This window comes from Microbacterium sp. SZ1 (assembly GCF_002362255.1).
GTDB lineage: Bacteria > Actinomycetota > Actinomycetes > Actinomycetales > Microbacteriaceae > Microbacterium.
This window is the reverse complement of record NZ_LPVV01000038.1, coordinates 101,145-116,514: the sequence shown is the minus strand read 5'-3', so window position 1 is coordinate 116,514 and position 15,370 is coordinate 101,145. Positions and strand designations below refer to the sequence as shown.

Sequence of the window (15,370 nt, the reverse complement as noted above, 5' to 3'; positions counted from 1 at the left end):
GAGAACGGACATCACATGAACAAGCAGGTCATCTTCATCATCATCGCGATTCTCGCCGGCATCGGCCTCGTCGGCGTATTCGCGCTCCAGTTGATCCGACCGGACGCCACGGCCACGCTCATCAATTTCCTCTTCCAGCTGCTGATGCTGCTCGGCGGCTTCGGCGGCCTCGCCGCGATGCAGGCGCAGCAGAACAAGGAAATCGAGACGATCAAGACCAACACCAACGGCACCCTGTCACGCAAGGATGAGGAAATCGCCGCACTGCGCGCCACACTCGCCGAGCACGCCCCGCAGGCGCTCGTCGAGACCGACACCGCGGCGATCCCCATCACGCGCGCCCAGCTGCGTCAGGAGCGCGAGAGCGACTAGCCTGACGGCATGGAACCAGGTCTCGCCCTCGTCGTGATGATCGCCGCAGCATCGCTGCTCGGCCTCGTGATCGGCCTGTTGCTGCTCTACATGGTGATCCGTCTAGGCGTGGCCCACGCACTGCGCTCGCATGACCGAGAGGTGCCGCGGCGCGTCGCGTGAGCTCACGCGGCGATGCTGGCGGCCCCTCTGCCGGATGATGTCGGGATATCGCGCGCCGCGAGCGTGCGGATGCCGGCATCTTTCCGCTGCTCGCTGACCTGGGTGTAGATCTGCGTCGTCGACAGGTGCTCGTGCGCGAGCAGTTCCTGCACGACGCGGATGTCGACGCCTTCCTCCAGCAGGTCGGTCGCGAACGCGTGGCGGAGCGAGTGCGGTGTGAGCTTGCGCTCGGCGATCTCGGCGCGCTTCTTCGCCCGCGTGATGAGGTTCGTGACGGACGACGGCAGTATGTGGCCGGCGCGGCCGCCGCGCGCGGGGAACCAGTACCCGTCGTTCGGCATCGTGGCCGCGAGCTCGGCGATCATCGGGTGCAGCGGAAACCACACCTCCTTGCGTCCCTTCACGACGGTGCGGATGCGCTGGCTCACGAGGTCGATGTCGTGGCCGTGGACGGCGGCGATCGACGACACTCGGAAGCCCTGGTAGTAGCCGAGGAGGATCATCGCGCGCGTGCGGGTGTACGCGCCGGATGCCAGGAGCGTGTCGATCTGCTCAGCGGTGAACGGGCGCGGCTTACCCTTCGGCACGCGGATGACGGGGAGCTTCAACGCGGGGTTGTCGGCGCGCAGCCCCTCGTCGTGCAGGAACGTGTAGAACGCGGTCAGCGCGCCGCGCTCGGTGCGGCGCGTGCCGGCGGTGATCCGGGCGTCACGTCCGATGTAGCGGCGGAGCGTGAACGGGTCGCAGTCGACGAGCGTGCCGGTCGTGCGGGCGAACGTGGTCAGGATGCTCCGCCGGTTCGCTATCGTCGTCGCGGCGAGGTTCTGCGCGCGCTGGTAGTCGATGAACATCGCGAGGGCTTCGCGGTCGTGGTCGTGCATGGTTTATCCCCTCCGTTTGAATGCCCGTTCGAGCATGTGACTTGACCGTATGGATGCGCGCGAATAGGCCGCGACGACCGACGCGCCCAGGAATCCGGGGGACTCACTGGGCGCGTCGTTCACGCGGTACGAAAGCGTTTACGGTGTACGGCCGACCAGCAGCGGGCACCGACATTCACCCGGGTGATCTCGGTGCGACGGGCAGAAGTCGAGAAATGCGGAGTAGCCTCGCCCGGTGCCGACCTGGAGGCAGCGTGTCCATCCCAGCTCACCGGCTTGCCATCGCGCGTCATCCGCATCGTTGCCCCACCATGTGGCCACGTGCACCGACGTGCACTCGGCGGCGTCGCAGGTGATCGCGCGGTTGCCGTGAACCTTCGTCCGCGCACTCATGATGCGATCCGGTCGCGGATGCTGGTGATGGTGGCGAACCGTCCGGACTCCACCGTGGATGTCGTCGGTTCGATCCCGGCAGGGCCCACCATCAGGTCTGTCCGCCGTCCGCCCGCGCCTAGGATGATGCGAATGGCGGGGTGGACGTGGCAGGCGTGGTTCGGTCTCATCGGCGGCGGCGTCCTCTTCGCGGCCGTGCTCGTGCCGACCCTCCTGGTGCAGGTGCGCCGCTACGGCACGCTGTCGTTCCCGCGACTGCTCGGTGCGGCGGCAGTGAGCGTCTACGCGGTCGCCCTTGTCGCCTACACGCTGCTGCCCATCCCGGAGGTCCGCGCCAACTGCGGCGCGGGAGGCGGCGGTCTCGAGCTCGTTCCGGGGCACTCGATCGGCGACATCCTGCGCGAGACCGAGGGGATGTCCCTCCTGCGCACCCTCACGAGTCGCGCCACGCTGCAGGTGGTCCTCAACGTCGCCCTCTTCGTGCCGTTCGGGATCATCGCGCGTCGCTATTGGAATCGCGGACCGGTCGTCTCGATCCTGCTGGGCGCCCTGCTGTCCCTGGCGATCGAGGCGACGCAGCTCACCGGAGTCTGGGGCCTCTTCGAGTGCTCCTACCGCGTCGCCGACGTCGATGACCTGATCGCGAACACCGCCGGCGCCGCGATCAGCGTGGTGATCGCACCGGTGGTCCTGGGTTGGATGCCGAGCGCGAAGAACCTGCGTGCCGAGCGCGGGAAGCCGCGACCCGTCACGGTCTGGCGTCGCTGGTTCGGGATGATCCTCGACGCGGTCGCCGTGCAGATCGCCGTGACTCTCGTCTCGGCGATCGTGCTCGTGCTCACGCTCATCGTCTCGGGCGGATCGGGACCGGGCGTGCCGGAGAGCGTGACGGAGGTGGTGGTGATCGGGGTGGGCGCGGTGATCCTCGTCGTCGTGCTCCCGGCCGTCACCTCGTCGGGAGCCTCGATCGGGCAGCGACTGGTCTGGCTCGCGCCTGAGTGGTCGGGCGGCCGTCGCGGGCTGGGACGACGCCTCGCGAGGGCGGGAGTCGTAGGCCTGCCCTACACCGTGGCGACGACGCTCGGTCAGCTGCCGGATCAGGTGTCCGATGCCACCCAGACCGTCTCCGGTGTCATGGGACTCGTCAGCGCGCTCATCGTGGCGATCGCGGTGATCTCCGTCCCCTTCAGCCGAGGTCGGCGAGGTATCTCGCTCGTGCTCGCCGGGGGAGAGCTGCGCGACTCGCGCGCCTGACCGCCACGAGCGCATGATCCCGCTCCCTGAGCGGGAATGTCTGGCGTGCAAACTTTTTCCTTGGAGACGTGCGCTTCATGCTAATTTCACTGATAAACCAGTTGATAGAGCCATGGAGTCACATTGCTGAGCCAATCCGCTTCTTCTGCTGATTCCGCTTCCTCCCCTCAGACGCATCCGACTCCCGAGCAACTCGCCAGGGAGAACATGCCTCTGGCGACGTTCCTCGCCGTGGAGAAGGCGAGGTCGGCCGCGCACGTCGATCTCGACGACCTGCTCTCGGCCGCGCGCTTCGGTCTCGCGCGGGCGGCGATGTCGTACGACCCCGAGCGCGGCATCCCGTTCGGAGCGTTCGCCAGCAGTCAGATCAACTGGGCGATGCTCTCCGAGATGCGACGAGCAGACCCGGCGGGGGAACGCGGGCGCGACAAGATCGACCGCCTCCGTCTGGCTGCCGAGGCCGTGCTCGCGCGCACCGGCCGGCCTGCCGGCGTCGCCCAGCTCGCGAAGGAGTCGGGGCTCGACCCCGATGTCGTCGTCGAGATGATGCAGCTCGACGACATGGTGCGCGGAGCGACCAGCTTCGAGGAGCACTTCGACGCGGAATCGGGGCGGCAGGCCGCCGACCTCACCGACAGCGTCATCCTGCCCGAGCACGCCGCGGAGCAGACCGAGATGCGCACCATGATCACCCGCTGCGTCGATGCACTGCCGGCGGCGATGCAGCAGGTCATCCGAGGGATCTACCTCGACGACCGCATGGTGAAGGACATCGCAGAGGAACTGGCGGTCAGCCACGCCTACGTCTCCAAGCTCCGCACTCGCGGCCTCGCTCTGATGCGCGAGGCCATGCAGGCGTGGGAGGACGGGTCGACCGGAGACCGCTCGACCAAGGCCAAGGCCGAGTTCTTCGAGTCTCTGTTCGGCGCGGCCCGCCCCGCGGCGCCCGACAGGGCCCTCGCGACCGCCGTCTGACCGGCATCCGGAAATTCCCCCTCCGCCGCGGTTACGCGGCACGGGCATGTCGCGAATGTGGACTGTGCAGGGCCACGGACGGACCTGCATCCGACCCCACAACCACGGAGGAACACCATGGGTCTTCAGATCGCAACCAACGTCGGTGCACTCAACGCGTACCGCAACCTGTCGGTCAACCAGAACGACGTGTCGAAGTCGCTCGAGAAGCTCTCGAGCGGTCTGCGCATCAACCGTGCTGCTGACGACGCCGCCGGTCTCGCCATCTCCGAGGGCCTGCGCTCGCAGGTCAACGGCCTGAATGTCGCGGCCCGCAACGCCCAGGACGGCATCTCGGTCATCCAGACCGCGGAAGGCGCCCTGACCGAGGTCCACTCCATCCTGCAGCGCGTCCGCGACCTCGCGGTGCAGGCCGGTAGCGACTCGAACAACGCCGACTCCCGCACGGCCATCAAGACCGAGATCGACGCCCTGGGCGACGAGCTCACCCGCGTGGCCGCCAGCACGAACTTCAACGGCATCAAGCTGCTCAACAGCGACGACACCCTGACGTTCCAGGTCGGCGCGGGCTCGACCGCCGCCGAGGACCAGATCGCCGTCACCCTGACCGACTTCTCGGGTCTGGGTGCAGCGGTCAAGGCGCTGAACGTCGACTCGGCCGCGAACTCGCTCACCACGATCGCGGCGATCGACACCGAGATCACCAACGTCTCGACCGCTCGCGCCGGCTTCGGTGCGGTGCAGAACCGCTTCGAGTCGACGATCAACTCGCTGCAGGTCTCGGCCGAGAACCTCGCCGCTGCGAAGAGCCGCATCGCCGACACCGACATGGCTGCGGAGATGGTCAAGTACACCGCTGCCAACATTCTGCAGCAGGCCGGCACCGCCATGCTCGCGCAGGCGAACCAGTCGGGCCAGGGCGTCCTGCAGCTGCTCCGCTGAGCCGCTGCGCTCCTGGCGCACGCACTGATCACAGCGCGCTCTTCACCGAGCACGCTCTGATCGAGCACGGGGCGCTCGGGCGGACTTCCCTCCGCTCGGGCGCCCTTCTCGGCCCCGCTCCGCACTCGAAAGGCGAACCACGATGAAGCTGGACGGACTCATCTCCGGTCTCAAGACCGGCGAGCTCATCGACGCCCTGATGCAGGTGTCGGCCATCCCGAAGACGCAGATCACCGCGAAGATCACCGACCGCAACGCGATCATCACCAACCTCCAGTCGCTGAACAAGTCGCTACAAGACCTCATGGCGAAGGCGAGGACCGCGGCGTCCCCCAGCTCGCTCGCCGCCTTCACGGCGACGTCGTCGGGCGAGGGCGTCACGGTGACGGCCGGCCCGAAGGCCAGCGCGTTCTCCACCGGCGTGGTCGTGGATGCCGTGGCCGCACCGCACTCGATCGTCACCGCGGCGGGAGGCGCGACCGCGTGGGGCGGCACCTTCACGCTCGTCGCGGCAGACGGCGAGAAGACCGAGATCGCGCCGACCGGAACCGGACCGCAGGAGCTCGCCAAGGCCATCAACGCCGCGAACGCCGGGGTGTCGGCGACCGTGGTCCCCGCCGGAGCGGATGCCGACGGCAAGCCGCTCTCGCGCATCCAGCTCACCTCCACCGAGACGGGGGAGTCCGCCCGTTTCGCGCTGCACCGAGGAACGGAAGCCTCTGTGGATGCCGGTACGTCGACCGACCTCTCGACCCAGTCCGGCGCCGCGGTCATCAGTCAGGGCAGCGACGCCCGCATCCGGCTCTTCGCCGGAACGAGCGCCGAGCAGACCCTCACCAGCGCGAGCAACACGATCACCGTGGGCGAGGACATCTCCGTCACGGTGTCGAAGGTCAGCCCGGATCCCGTCACCGTCTCCGTCGCCCTCGACGCGAAGGCGCAGTCGGCGACGGCATCCGCCTTCATCAAAGAGGTGGCGGCACTCATCACGCGCATCGACAACGGATCGAAGGCGACCGTCGGCAAGGTGGGGGAGACGACGACGCTCGGCGTGTTCACCGGCGACAGCACCGTGCGGACCCTGCGCACCGCCCTCGCGAACGCTGTGCAGCACCCCGTCGACGGCGTATCGCCCTCGACGATCGGCATCTCGATCGACGACAAGGGAGTGCTCGCCTTCGACGCCGAGAAGTTCGCGAAGGCGTTGTCCGAAGACCCGCAGGCGACGCAGAAGGTCTTCTCCGCCGTCGGCGCTCGCCTGGAGGGTGTCACCGACCAGTACTCCGACAAGTACGACGGCCTGCTCACCCAGCGCATCACCGGGCAGGAGACCGAGGTCAAGACGCTCAAGACGCAGGTCGAGCGGTGGGACATCCGGCTGGAACAGCGTCGTGCCACCCTCGAGCGGACGTACGCGCAGCTCGAGGTGCAGCTGTCGAAGATGCAGTCGCAGTCGTCGTGGCTCGAGTCGCAGCTCGCCGGACTCGTCCCCACGTCCTCCTCCTGACCGGCCGACTTTCCGCACCCCTGGAGATCCTCACGATGCCCATCACGAACCTCGAACGCGCGAAGCAGCAGTACCTCGAGCAGCAGGTCGCCTCCGCGTCTCCCGAACGACTGCTCATCCTGCTGTACGACCGCCTGCTCGTCGACATCGACCGCGCCGCCGCGTCTCAGGCCACGCAGGACTGGGTCGCCGCGGGCACCCACCTCACGCACGCGCAGTGGATCGTCTCCGAGCTCAGCGAGACCCTCACCGACGCATGGGACGGATCCGAGCAGCTCCGGTCCGTGTACACGTACCTGACCGGGCGGCTGATCGCGGCCAACCTGTCGCACGACGCCGAGGCCACGGCCGAATGCCGCGAGATCGTCGCGCCCCTGCGCGACGCGTGGCGACAGGCCGCCGACCAGCTGACATCGGCCCCCACCCTGGGCGCCTCCGCGCTGGCCTGATCGCCGTGACCGACAACCTCCGTGCGTGGCTCGCGGTTCTCGATCGGTTCGAGCGGGCGCTCGACGCCGCCGACGGCGAACTCGACGACGATGCGTTCGACGCCCCGGCGGGGCCGGTGCCGGAGGAGCTGCGCGAACGCGCGGAGGCCGTGCTCGCGAGGCAGAAGCTCATGATCGACGGCCTCGCCGTCTCCCGCGCGAACGTGGCGCGGGAGCTCGCCGCGCTGCGGCGCGTGCCGACCGTGTCGACCGACGCGCCGGCATACCTCGACGTGCAGGGCTGACCGGGTTACGGCCGGGGCCGTCTGTCGCGATAGTGGGCGTCGAGCACGGATAGCTCGACGATTGGCCAGGGATCGGCTTCTCCCCACGAACGTCCGGAGTACCACTGTGCTCGAATCCGTCACCTCCTCCGCGCTCATCAGCGCGCTCGACGGGCTGGCGCTGCGACAGCGCTCGATCGCCGAGAACATCGCGAACGTCAACACCCCCGACTACCACGCCAAGCGCGTCCGCTTCGAGGACGAGCTGCGTGCCGCCGTCGAGAGCGGCAGCGGCACCGTCTCGCCGACCGTGCAGCGCTCGCTCGAGCCGACCCGGCTCAACGGCAACAACGTGAACCTCGACACCGAGACGCTGTCGAACATCGACACGGTGCTGCGATTCCAGTTCGCCAGCCAGGCGATCGGCGGTCAGGCCGCGTCGATCTCGAAGGCCATCGGGCAGGCGTCGGCATGACCTTCGACGCGATCGGCATCGCCGGCACGGGTCTGACCGCGCACCGCAAGTGGCTCGACGCGGTCAGCGACAACATCGCCAACGTGAACACCGCCACGCCTCCGGGCCAGGAGGCGTTCCGGGAGCGTCTCGTGACCGTGCAGGCGGGCACCGAGAGCCCGGGCGTCTACGTCGCCGGAGTCGTCGAGTCGGAGGCCACGCCGAAGCTCGTCTACGACCCCGAGCACCCCTATGCCAACGAGGACGGCTACGTGCAGTACCCGAACGTCGACCTCGGCGACCAGATGAGCATGCTCATCATCGCCCAGCGCGGATACGAGGCGAACGCCGCGGTCGTCGATCGCGCCAAGTCGACGTACGAGGCCGCACTGCAGATCGGACGCAGCTGATGAGCACTCCCATCGCCCCCATCCCCTCCGCCGGCGTGAGCCCCCTCGGAGCGCTGAGCTTCGAGCCGACCGCGCCCGAGGCGGCCGGATCAGCCTCGGCCGGTGCCTTCGCGACCTCGCTCACCGGAGCCGTCGAGAACCTGCAGCAGCTGCAGTCGACGTCGAACGAGCTCGCCGTGCAGGCTGTGACGGGCGACCTCCAGGACATCCATCAGGCGATGATCGCCTCGGCGCGGGCGTCGGTCACGCTCGACCTCGTCGTCGCGGTGCGCGACCGCAGCGTCGCCGCGTTCAACGACATCATGAGGATGCAGGCCTGACATGCCGAAGGTGCTGACCACGTACTACGACCGCGCGAAGCAGGTCGTCTCCGGCTTCTCCGTCGCTCAGCGCACGATCGCCGTCATCGGCGTCGCGCTGCTCGTGATGGGAGCCATCGCCCTCGGCGCCTGGCTCACCCGGCCGCAGATGAGTCCGCTGTTCACCGGCCTGAGCGCGGGCGACGCCTCGGCCGTCGTCGAGCAGCTCAAGTCCGCCGGGGTGAACTACGAGCTCGCAGAGGGCGGATCGACCATCCTCGTGCCGGACGACCAGGTGTATCCGCAGCGGCTGGCGGCGGCATCCGCCGGTCTTCCCGGTGACACGAGCGAGGGGTACACCCTGCTCGACAAGATGGGCGTCACGGCGAGCGAGTTCCAGCAGTCGGTGACGTACAAGCGCGCGATCGAGGGCGAGCTGGCCGGCACGATCGGCGCGATGGACGGCATCTCGATGGCATCCGTGCAGCTCGCGATCCCCGAGGAGAGCGTGTTCGTCTCGGAGAAGCAGAACCCGACCGCATCGGTGTTCGTGCAGACGCGCAACGGCTCGACCCTCAGCGACGAGAAGATCGAGGCGATCGTGCACTTGACGAGCGCCTCGGTGCCCGGCATGACGCCGGAGGACGTCGCTGTCACCGACCAGAACGGCCGCGTGCTGTCGGCGGTGGGCGCGGGCCTCACGGGCAACTCGTCGAAGCAGGCGACCGAGCACGAGGCGAAGGTCGCGGCGTCGGTGAGCAAGATGCTCGAGACCATCGTCGGAGCGGGCAATGCCACGGTGACCGTGTCGGCCGATGTGGCGAACTCGACCTCCGAGCGGATGGACGAGACGTACTCCGCACCCGACGGCGACCTCAGCCCTTCGGAGCAGACCAAGACCGAGACGTACACCGGCGGCGGTCCGGGCGGGAACACCGGAGTGCTCGGACCCGACAACATCGCGGTGCCGAACAACGCGAACGGCGACGGCGAGTACGAGTTCGAGGAAACCTCCCGCAGCAACGCGGTCAACAAGTCCACGGAGAAGACGATCACCCCGGCGGGCGAGGTCACCAGGCAGACCGTGAGCATCGCGGTCAACCGCGGCGAGGTCACCGGCGTGAGCGCCGCGCAGATCGAGTCCCTCGTCGCCTCGGCTGCGGGCATCGACGTCGAACGCGGCGACGAGATCGCGGTCGAGTTCGTCGATTTCGCGACCTCGGGAGCCACCGCTGCGCAGACCGCTCTCGCCGCGGCGGAGGAGGAGCGCGCGGCGGAGTTCCAGCAGGAGCTGCTGCGGTCGGCGATCATCGGAGGAGCGATCCTGCTCGCCGTCATCATCCTCGTCGTCTTCCTCGCGGTGCGCCGCAGGATGAAGCGCCGGGTGATGTACACCGACGACGGTCCGATCGAGTACTTCGCCACCGTGACGGAGGACGAGGAGCAGAAGCTGCGGTCGCTGCGGGACCTCAAGGATCCGGATGCCATCCCGCTGCCAGCTCCGACGAAGCTGCTGCCGTCGGCCGCGGTCGACCTCGACGAGGAGCCCGAGCCCGACAAGGTCCTCGTCGAGCGCCGCCGACGCGAGATCGACGACCTCGCCCGCCGTGAACCGGAGTCGATCGCCGGTGCACTGGCCGACCTGATGGACGAGGCGAAGGTATGACGCTGCTGACGGAGATGCTCGACGCCCAGGCCGACACGGTCGAGATGTCGACGGCCCAGACCGCGACCGCGTCCGTTCCCGAGATGTCGGGTCTGCGGAAGGCCGCGATCGTGCTCATGAACATGGACCGCGCGGCGAGCGCGGAGGTGCTGCGCCACCTCGGCGAGGAGCGATCCGAGATGCTGGCCGCCGAGCTGACCCAGCTCGGCGGAGTCGACGTGGCGGCGACGGCTCGCGCGCTCGGCGACTTCCGCCGGATCGCGAACGGCGGGTCGGTGCCGTCCCGAGGCGGTCAAGAGCTCGCCACGGGGCTGCTGGAGACAGCGTTCGGACGCGAGAAGGCCGTCGGCATGGTCGGCCGCGTCATGTCGCAGGGCACCGTGTCGTTCGACTTCCTCAACGCGGCCGACCCCGCACAGCTCGCGACCGTGCTCGAGGGCGAGCTGCCGACGACCGTCGCCGTGGTGCTCGCCAACCTCAAGGCCGACCGCGCCGCGGCGGTGCTCGCGGCGCTGCAGGATCCGCTCCGCACGGATGTGGCGCAGGCCATCGCGACGATGGGCACGGCGACGCAGGAGGCGATCTCGATCGTCGCCGACTCGCTGCGGTCGCGCACGGGTGTCTTCGCGATGCGCGACAATCACGAGTCGATCGGCGGGGTGCAGCCGCTCGTCGAGATCATCAACCGCTCCGACCAGGCGCTGGAGAAGTCGCTGCTGGCGAGCCTGGAGGGGCGGGACCTCGCCCTCGCCGAGGACATCCGCAGTCGCATGGTGACGTTCGCCGACATCGCCCGGCTCGAAGATCGCGATGCCCAGCGTGTGCTCCGCGGACTCGACCTCCGGGTCCTGGCGCTCGCACTCAAGGGTGCTGAGGAGCCGATCGTCGAGAAGGTCAGCACCAACATGACCGAGCGCAACAAGGAGAACCTCGCCGAGGAGACCCGGGTGCTCGGGCCGGTGCGCATGCGCCAGGTCGACGAGGCACGGGCCGAGATCGTCCGGGTGATCCGCGAGCTCGAGGCGGCGGAGGAGATCACGATTTCGCGCGAGGACGAGGATGAACTCATCGAGTGAGTCCGGAGTGGTTACCGTGCCGTCCGGGCGACGCGATAGTGGGCAGGGAGCACGGACAGCTCGATCTCCGGACCATGGAATGGCCCCTTCTTCGACTTCCGAGGTGCGCACTGTGCTCGATTCCGTCTTCACGCCGCTCACGGTGCCGCGGGTCGGCGAGACGCCGATCGACGTCCGCGGCGAGGCCGATCGTGCGCGCACTCGCGGATACGCGGAGGGGTTCGCCGAGGGGCGACGTATCGCCGCCGAGCAGGCACGCCTCGAGCAGGAGCAGCACGCCCTGCGGATGGACGCCCTGACGCAGGCGTTCGCGGAGCGTGCACGGTCGGCGGCGGATGCCGTGGCGGGTGCGCGCTCGGCTCTGGAGCGGCGCGTCGACGAGGTCGCATCGATCGACATCGCTCGCATCGAGGAGCTGGCGGTCGAGCTCGCCACCGCGATCGTGGGTGTGGAGCTCTCGGATCCCGCTCGCTCCGCCGCACACGCCCTGCGCCGTGCGCTCGACGAGGTGCCGCAGACCCGCTGGACCCGCATCGTCCTCAGCGAGCGCGATCTCGCCGCTCTGCAGGATGCCGACGCCCTCGCGGCACTGAGCGACGTCGAGATCGCCCCGTCGTCCATGGTCGACGACGGCGGAGTGATCGTCGACATCGGCGACGGCAGCGTCGACGCCCGCATCGCACCCGCCTTCGCGCGCGCACGGTCCGCTCTGCTCGGGGTCGACGACGAGTCCTCCGAGGTGACGCTGTGACGGCCGTCGCCACGGCATCCTGGCGTCGGGTGATCGACGCGTCGCGCCCCGAGCGCTCCGGCACGGTGAAGGCCGTCGTCGGACTCGGCGTCGAGGTGCTCGGCATCGACGCGGCGGTCGGAGACCGCGTGCGCATCGACGCGGTCGACGGAAGCGCGGTGGATGCCGAGATCGTCGCGGTCGACGGCGACGCCTCCCGGTGCATGCCGCTCGGCCGGCTGAGCGGCATCACCGCGAGAGCACGTGTGCGTCACGCGGGCGCGCCGCTGCAGGTGCCGACGGGACGGGCGCTGCTCGGACGCGTGCTCGACGGACTCGGCCGCCCGATCGACGGGAAGGGTCCGATCGACGCCCGCGCCCAGCGCGTCTCGCTCGACAACGTCCCGCCCAGCATCCTCGACCGGCAGCGGATCGATCGGCAGCTCGGTCTCGGTGTCCGGGTGCTCGACACCATGACACCGGTCGGCAGCGGCCAGCGTCTCGGACTGTTCGCCGGCTCCGGCGTCGGCAAGTCGTCGCTGATGTCGATGATCGCGCGCGGATCGAGCGCCGATGTGAACGTGATCGCCCTCGTCGGCGAGCGCGGTCGCGAGGTGCGGGAGTTCATCGAGGACGATCTCGGAGCCGACGGCCTGGCTCGCTCGGTCGTGGTCGTCGCGACCTCGGATCAGCCGGCGATGGCGCGTCTACGGTCCGCGTTCGTCGCGACGCGCATCGCCGAGCAGTTCCGCGACGACGGACTGGACGTCGTGCTCATGATGGACTCGCTCACTCGCGTCGCGATGGCGCAGCGTGAGATCGGACTCAGCGCGGGGGAGCCCCCGGCCACCCGCGGCTACCCGCCGTCGACGTTCTCGGTGCTCGCGCGCCTGCTGGAGCGTGCGGGGGCGGGTACGGCCGGATCGATCACGGGGCTGTACACCGTGCTCGTCGACGGGGACGACCACAACGAGCCGATCGCCGACGCCGCCCGCGGCATCCTCGACGGACATGTCGTGCTCGATCGTGCGCTCGCGGTGCGCGGACACTTCCCGGCCGTGGACGTGCTGGGCTCGGTGTCGCGGGTCGTCTCCAAGATCACCACGTCATCGCAGCGGGAAGATGCCGTGGCGCTGCGCAGCGTCCTCGCCGCGCGGCGCTCCGCGAGCGACCTCATCGACATCGGCGCCTACCGGCCGGGAGCGAACCCGCTGGTCGACGCCGCGCTCGCCAACGAGGCCGCGATCGGCGCCTTCCTCATGCAGAGCATGGATGAGCTCAGCACGACCGATGACTCCTGGCAGCGATTGGCTGCCCTCACCGACGCGTTCGGAGGACTGATCCCATGACCTTCTCCCTCTCCGGCCTGCTCCGCGTACGCGGCGCACAGGAGCGCATCGCCGCAGAAGAGCTGTCACGCGCCAGCAGCGAGCGTCGTCAGGCGGAGAGCGCCGTCCGAGCCGGTGCCGCGAGCCTCTCTGAGATCAGCAGCCAGGTCGACGACGCGGCGACTCTCCTGGCGATGGCCGCTGCTCGGGCCGCGGGGCGGAGTGCGCTGGGAGACCTGCAGACGCTCGCAGAGCTGAGCCGCGCGGCGGAGAGCCAGGCGAAGACCGCTCACGTCGAAGCCCGACGTGAGCTCAAGGGGCTCGAGCGCCTGGAGACCGCGCACCGGATGGAGGAACGCCGCGAGGAGCTCGCGGCCGAACAGGCCGCCCTCGACGAGATCGCCACGGCGCGCGGACGCCGGCCCGCGGGGAGCGCCGCATGAGCGTCGTGACGCTGACGGATGCACTGCTCACGGCATCCGCGCCCGCCGAATCGCCCGCACGGCCCGCGGCCGACGCCGGATCGCGGTTCGGCGAGGCTCTCGTGGCGGCGGGCGAGACGTTCACCGCGGAGTCGGCGCCCTCGGATCCCGTCGACGGGATGCAGGATGCCGGACCCGTGCTCGGAGCGCTCGAGCAACCGACTGCGGGTGAGCCGGAGGGCGGCATCGTGTCTGCAGCGCTCGCCCTGCTGCTTGCGCTGCCGACCATCGACGGTGGGGCGCCGGCCGCGGACCAAGCGGAGCTCGGCACCGACGTTGCGTCGATGGAGCCTTCGCCGGTCGAGGTCGTGGCGGCGGAGGTCGCCGCGGCCGTCGCGAGCCCGGCATCCGCCGCGGATCAGATCAGCTCGGCGGTGCTCGCCGGTCCGGCGGTCCGGGCATCCGTCGCCCCGGAGATGGCAGCCTCCGCCGCGTCAGAGGGAACGGATGCCGCGGGGCGGCTCTCGCCCGACTCTTCTCCGCGCCTCAGCACGGAGAAGACACCCGTCTCAGGTTCCGCGCCTGTACCGCTGCCCGCAGCCCCTGCGCCCGGTATCGCCGCCGACGGCGCCGCCCCCGCCGATGGTGCTGCCGTCGTCGACGGGGACGCCCCGCCGACGGCCGCGGCACCGGTGTCGGCATCCGCGGCTCTCCCCGATCGCATGGCGTCCGGCCATCGCGCGCCGGCCGCCCTCGCCTCGGCATCCGCTCTTCCGACGATCACCGCGGTGGCGTCCCCCTCGATGCCGACCGCGCCGCTCGGCCCGACGGAGGCGGCGGCTGCCGCGTCGCCGACTCCGCGCGCCGTCGCAGCCCAGGTGTCGCCGGTCGTCGTCAGCATCGCGCAGCGCCCCTCCGGCACTCACCAGCTCACGATGACGGTCAATCCCGACACGCTCGGCCCGGTCACGGTTCGCGCGCACATCGGCCAGGCGGGAGACGTCCGGGTCGAACTCATCGGAGCGACGGATGCCGGCCGCGATGCCCTGCGCGCCATCGTCACGGATCTGCGACGCGACCTCGCCTCCGCGATCCCGCACGCGTCGCTGAGCATCGCCCAGGGCTCGGCATCCGACCCGGGCGCCGACCGAGGGGCGCCCTCGTTCGGCAGCGGCGAAGCGGGCGGCGAGGCATCGAGCCGTCGCGATACGGCACCCGACGCCTCGCCGCAGACGCAGCCCCGTCAGGCCGCGCCCGCAACCCCGTCATCCGGGTCGATCGACCGCGACCCGGCCGCCGCCGGCCTCGACATCCTGGCCTGAGAGGACGCCATGACCATCCCCATCACCGCAGCCCCGACGATCGACGCGACGAGCTCGATCCACACCGGCGGCACGACCGACCCCGCCGCGCGCAAGCAGGTCATGGACGGCGAGGTGTTCCTCAAGCTGCTCGTGACGCAGCTGACGCACCAGGATCCGTCCAATCCCATGGACACCAACGAGATGATCGCCCAGACCACGCAGCTGGCCATGATGGAGCAGCTCACCACCCTCGCCGACAACGGAACCGAGGCGTTCGCTCTGAACATGCGACAGGCCGCGACCGCGCTCATCGGTCAGGAGGCCTCGTACAAGGACGCCGACGGAAAGGCCGTCACCGGGATCGTCACCAAGGTGTCGTTCGACGGGGCCGTGCCGCAGGTGACCATCGGCGACAAGACCATCGCACTCGACGCCATCACCGGCGTCACCTCCACGACCGCACCGGCCGTCCCGGCCGCCTGA

19 protein-coding genes are annotated in these 15,370 nt (G+C 69.7%); 18 read left to right on the top strand and 1 reads right to left on the bottom strand.

The features are described 5' to 3' along the window. Nucleotides 1–15 precede the first annotated feature (15 nt). Nucleotides 16–372, top strand: coding sequence for a hypothetical protein (locus tag AUC47_RS12265; protein ID WP_096715460.1), 357 nt, complete (start codon nt 16–18; stop codon nt 370–372). A gap of 9 nt (nt 373–381) precedes the next feature. Next, nucleotides 382–534 carry a hypothetical protein gene (locus tag AUC47_RS16785; protein WP_179297614.1) on the top strand — a complete coding sequence of 51 codons (153 nt, stop codon included), beginning with the start codon at nt 382–384 and terminating at the stop codon, nt 532–534. A 2-nt stretch (nt 535–536) separates the two neighbouring features. Here AUC47_RS16785 and AUC47_RS12260 read toward each other — a convergent pair whose 3' ends face one another. Then, a complete protein-coding gene (locus tag AUC47_RS12260) occupies nt 537–1,415 on the bottom strand; it encodes a tyrosine-type recombinase/integrase (protein ID WP_096715459.1) in 879 nt (292 codons plus the stop codon). Nucleotides 1,416–1,940: 525 nt separating this feature from the next. On the opposite strand from AUC47_RS12260, the gene AUC47_RS12255 reads away from it, so the two are divergent. The 16 genes from AUC47_RS12255 to AUC47_RS12180 all read left to right on the top strand — a co-directional run bounded on the left by AUC47_RS12255 (nt 1,941) and on the right by AUC47_RS12180 (nt 15,370). Beyond that, nucleotides 1,941–3,062: a VanZ family protein gene (locus AUC47_RS12255; RefSeq protein ID WP_179297613.1), complete on the top strand. Its 1,122-nt coding sequence runs from the start codon at nt 1,941–1,943 to the stop codon at nt 3,060–3,062. Nucleotides 3,063–3,185: 123 nt separating this feature from the next. Next, nucleotides 3,186–4,037, top strand: a complete 852-nt coding sequence (locus AUC47_RS12250; RefSeq protein WP_256999569.1) for a sigma-70 family RNA polymerase sigma factor — start codon at nt 3,186–3,188, stop codon at nt 4,035–4,037. 117 nt (nt 4,038–4,154) lie between these two features. Then, entirely contained in the window at nt 4,155–4,979 is an 825-nt protein-coding gene (locus AUC47_RS12245; RefSeq protein ID WP_096715456.1) for a flagellin N-terminal helical domain-containing protein, read from the top strand. Between the two features lie 142 nt (nt 4,980–5,121). Then, nucleotides 5,122–6,486, top strand: a complete 1,365-nt coding sequence (fliD, locus tag AUC47_RS12240; protein WP_096715455.1) for a flagellar filament capping protein FliD — start codon at nt 5,122–5,124, stop codon at nt 6,484–6,486. Nucleotides 6,487–6,521: 35 nt separating this feature from the next. Further along, complete coding sequence (gene fliS, locus AUC47_RS12235; protein ID WP_096715454.1) at nt 6,522–6,935, top strand: flagellar export chaperone FliS; 414 nt, start codon at nt 6,522–6,524, stop codon at nt 6,933–6,935. Between the two features lie 5 nt (nt 6,936–6,940). After that, nucleotides 6,941–7,219, top strand: coding sequence for a hypothetical protein (locus AUC47_RS12230; RefSeq protein ID WP_096715453.1), 279 nt, complete (start codon nt 6,941–6,943; stop codon nt 7,217–7,219). A gap of 106 nt (nt 7,220–7,325) precedes the next feature. Then, nucleotides 7,326–7,673: a flagellar basal body rod protein FlgB gene (flgB, locus tag AUC47_RS12225; protein WP_096715452.1), complete on the top strand. Its 348-nt coding sequence runs from the start codon at nt 7,326–7,328 to the stop codon at nt 7,671–7,673. Then, entirely contained in the window at nt 7,670–8,062 is a 393-nt protein-coding gene (flgC, locus tag AUC47_RS12220; RefSeq protein WP_096715451.1) for a flagellar basal body rod protein FlgC, read from the top strand. The genes flgB and flgC overlap by 4 nt, the downstream gene beginning before the upstream one ends. Then, nucleotides 8,062–8,382, top strand: a complete 321-nt coding sequence (gene fliE / locus AUC47_RS12215) for a flagellar hook-basal body complex protein FliE (protein ID WP_096715450.1) — start codon at nt 8,062–8,064, stop codon at nt 8,380–8,382. Before flgC ends, fliE begins: the two co-directional genes overlap by 1 nt. A 1-nt stretch (nt 8,383) precedes the next feature. Then, nucleotides 8,384–10,027: a flagellar basal-body MS-ring/collar protein FliF gene (fliF, locus tag AUC47_RS12210; RefSeq protein WP_096715449.1), complete on the top strand. Its 1,644-nt coding sequence runs from the start codon at nt 8,384–8,386 to the stop codon at nt 10,025–10,027. Continuing rightward, nucleotides 10,024–11,103, top strand: coding sequence for a flagellar motor switch protein FliG (gene fliG, locus AUC47_RS12205; RefSeq protein ID WP_256999568.1), 1,080 nt, complete (start codon nt 10,024–10,026; stop codon nt 11,101–11,103). Before fliF ends, fliG begins: the two co-directional genes overlap by 4 nt. Nucleotides 11,104–11,206: 103 nt before the next feature. Beyond that, on the top strand, nt 11,207–11,854 hold the full coding sequence (locus tag AUC47_RS12200) for a FliH/SctL family protein (protein WP_179297612.1): 648 nt from the start codon (nt 11,207–11,209) through the stop codon (nt 11,852–11,854). Beyond that, on the top strand, nt 11,851–13,182 hold the full coding sequence (locus tag AUC47_RS12195) for a FliI/YscN family ATPase (RefSeq protein ID WP_096715447.1): 1,332 nt from the start codon (nt 11,851–11,853) through the stop codon (nt 13,180–13,182). Before AUC47_RS12200 ends, AUC47_RS12195 begins: the two co-directional genes overlap by 4 nt. Further along, the gene (locus AUC47_RS12190; RefSeq protein WP_096715446.1) at nt 13,179–13,604 is read left to right on the top strand and encodes a flagellar FliJ family protein; all 426 of its coding nucleotides are present in this window, start codon (nt 13,179–13,181) and stop codon (nt 13,602–13,604) included. The genes AUC47_RS12195 and AUC47_RS12190 overlap by 4 nt, the downstream gene beginning before the upstream one ends. Continuing rightward, nucleotides 13,601–14,905: a flagellar hook-length control protein FliK gene (locus AUC47_RS12185; protein ID WP_096715445.1), complete on the top strand. Its 1,305-nt coding sequence runs from the start codon at nt 13,601–13,603 to the stop codon at nt 14,903–14,905. Before AUC47_RS12190 ends, AUC47_RS12185 begins: the two co-directional genes overlap by 4 nt. A 9-nt stretch (nt 14,906–14,914) precedes the next feature. Further along, on the top strand, nt 14,915–15,370 hold the full coding sequence (locus tag AUC47_RS12180; protein ID WP_096715444.1) for a flagellar hook capping FlgD N-terminal domain-containing protein: 456 nt from the start codon (nt 14,915–14,917) through the stop codon (nt 15,368–15,370).

Bases quoted from the DNA above. Each gene is read 5' to 3' on its own strand.
- fliS (WP_096715454.1), top strand. From the start codon at position 6,522: ATGCCCATCACGAACCTCGAACGCGCGAAGCAGCAGTACCTCGAGCAG.
- AUC47_RS12190 (WP_096715446.1), top strand. From the start codon at position 13,179: ATGACCTTCTCCCTCTCCGGCCTGCTCCGCGTACGCGGCGCACAGGAG.
- AUC47_RS12265 (WP_096715460.1), top strand. From the start codon at position 16: ATGAACAAGCAGGTCATCTTCATCATCATCGCGATTCTCGCCGGCATC.
- fliE (WP_096715450.1), top strand. From the start codon at position 8,062: ATGAGCACTCCCATCGCCCCCATCCCCTCCGCCGGCGTGAGCCCCCTC.
- fliG (WP_256999568.1), top strand. From the start codon at position 10,024: ATGACGCTGCTGACGGAGATGCTCGACGCCCAGGCCGACACGGTCGAG.
- AUC47_RS12245 (WP_096715456.1), top strand. From the start codon at position 4,155: ATGGGTCTTCAGATCGCAACCAACGTCGGTGCACTCAACGCGTACCGC.
- AUC47_RS12185 (WP_096715445.1), top strand. From the start codon at position 13,601: ATGAGCGTCGTGACGCTGACGGATGCACTGCTCACGGCATCCGCGCCC.
- AUC47_RS12180 (WP_096715444.1), top strand. From the start codon at position 14,915: ATGACCATCCCCATCACCGCAGCCCCGACGATCGACGCGACGAGCTCG.
- AUC47_RS12260 (WP_096715459.1), bottom strand. From the start codon at position 1,415: ATGCACGACCACGACCGCGAAGCCCTCGCGATGTTCATCGACTACCAG.
- AUC47_RS16785 (WP_179297614.1), top strand. From the start codon at position 382: ATGGAACCAGGTCTCGCCCTCGTCGTGATGATCGCCGCAGCATCGCTG.
- AUC47_RS12255 (WP_179297613.1), top strand. From the start codon at position 1,941: ATGGCGGGGTGGACGTGGCAGGCGTGGTTCGGTCTCATCGGCGGCGGC.
- flgC (WP_096715451.1), top strand. From the start codon at position 7,670: ATGACCTTCGACGCGATCGGCATCGCCGGCACGGGTCTGACCGCGCAC.
- fliD (WP_096715455.1), top strand. From the start codon at position 5,122: ATGAAGCTGGACGGACTCATCTCCGGTCTCAAGACCGGCGAGCTCATC.
- fliF (WP_096715449.1), top strand. From the start codon at position 8,384: ATGCCGAAGGTGCTGACCACGTACTACGACCGCGCGAAGCAGGTCGTC.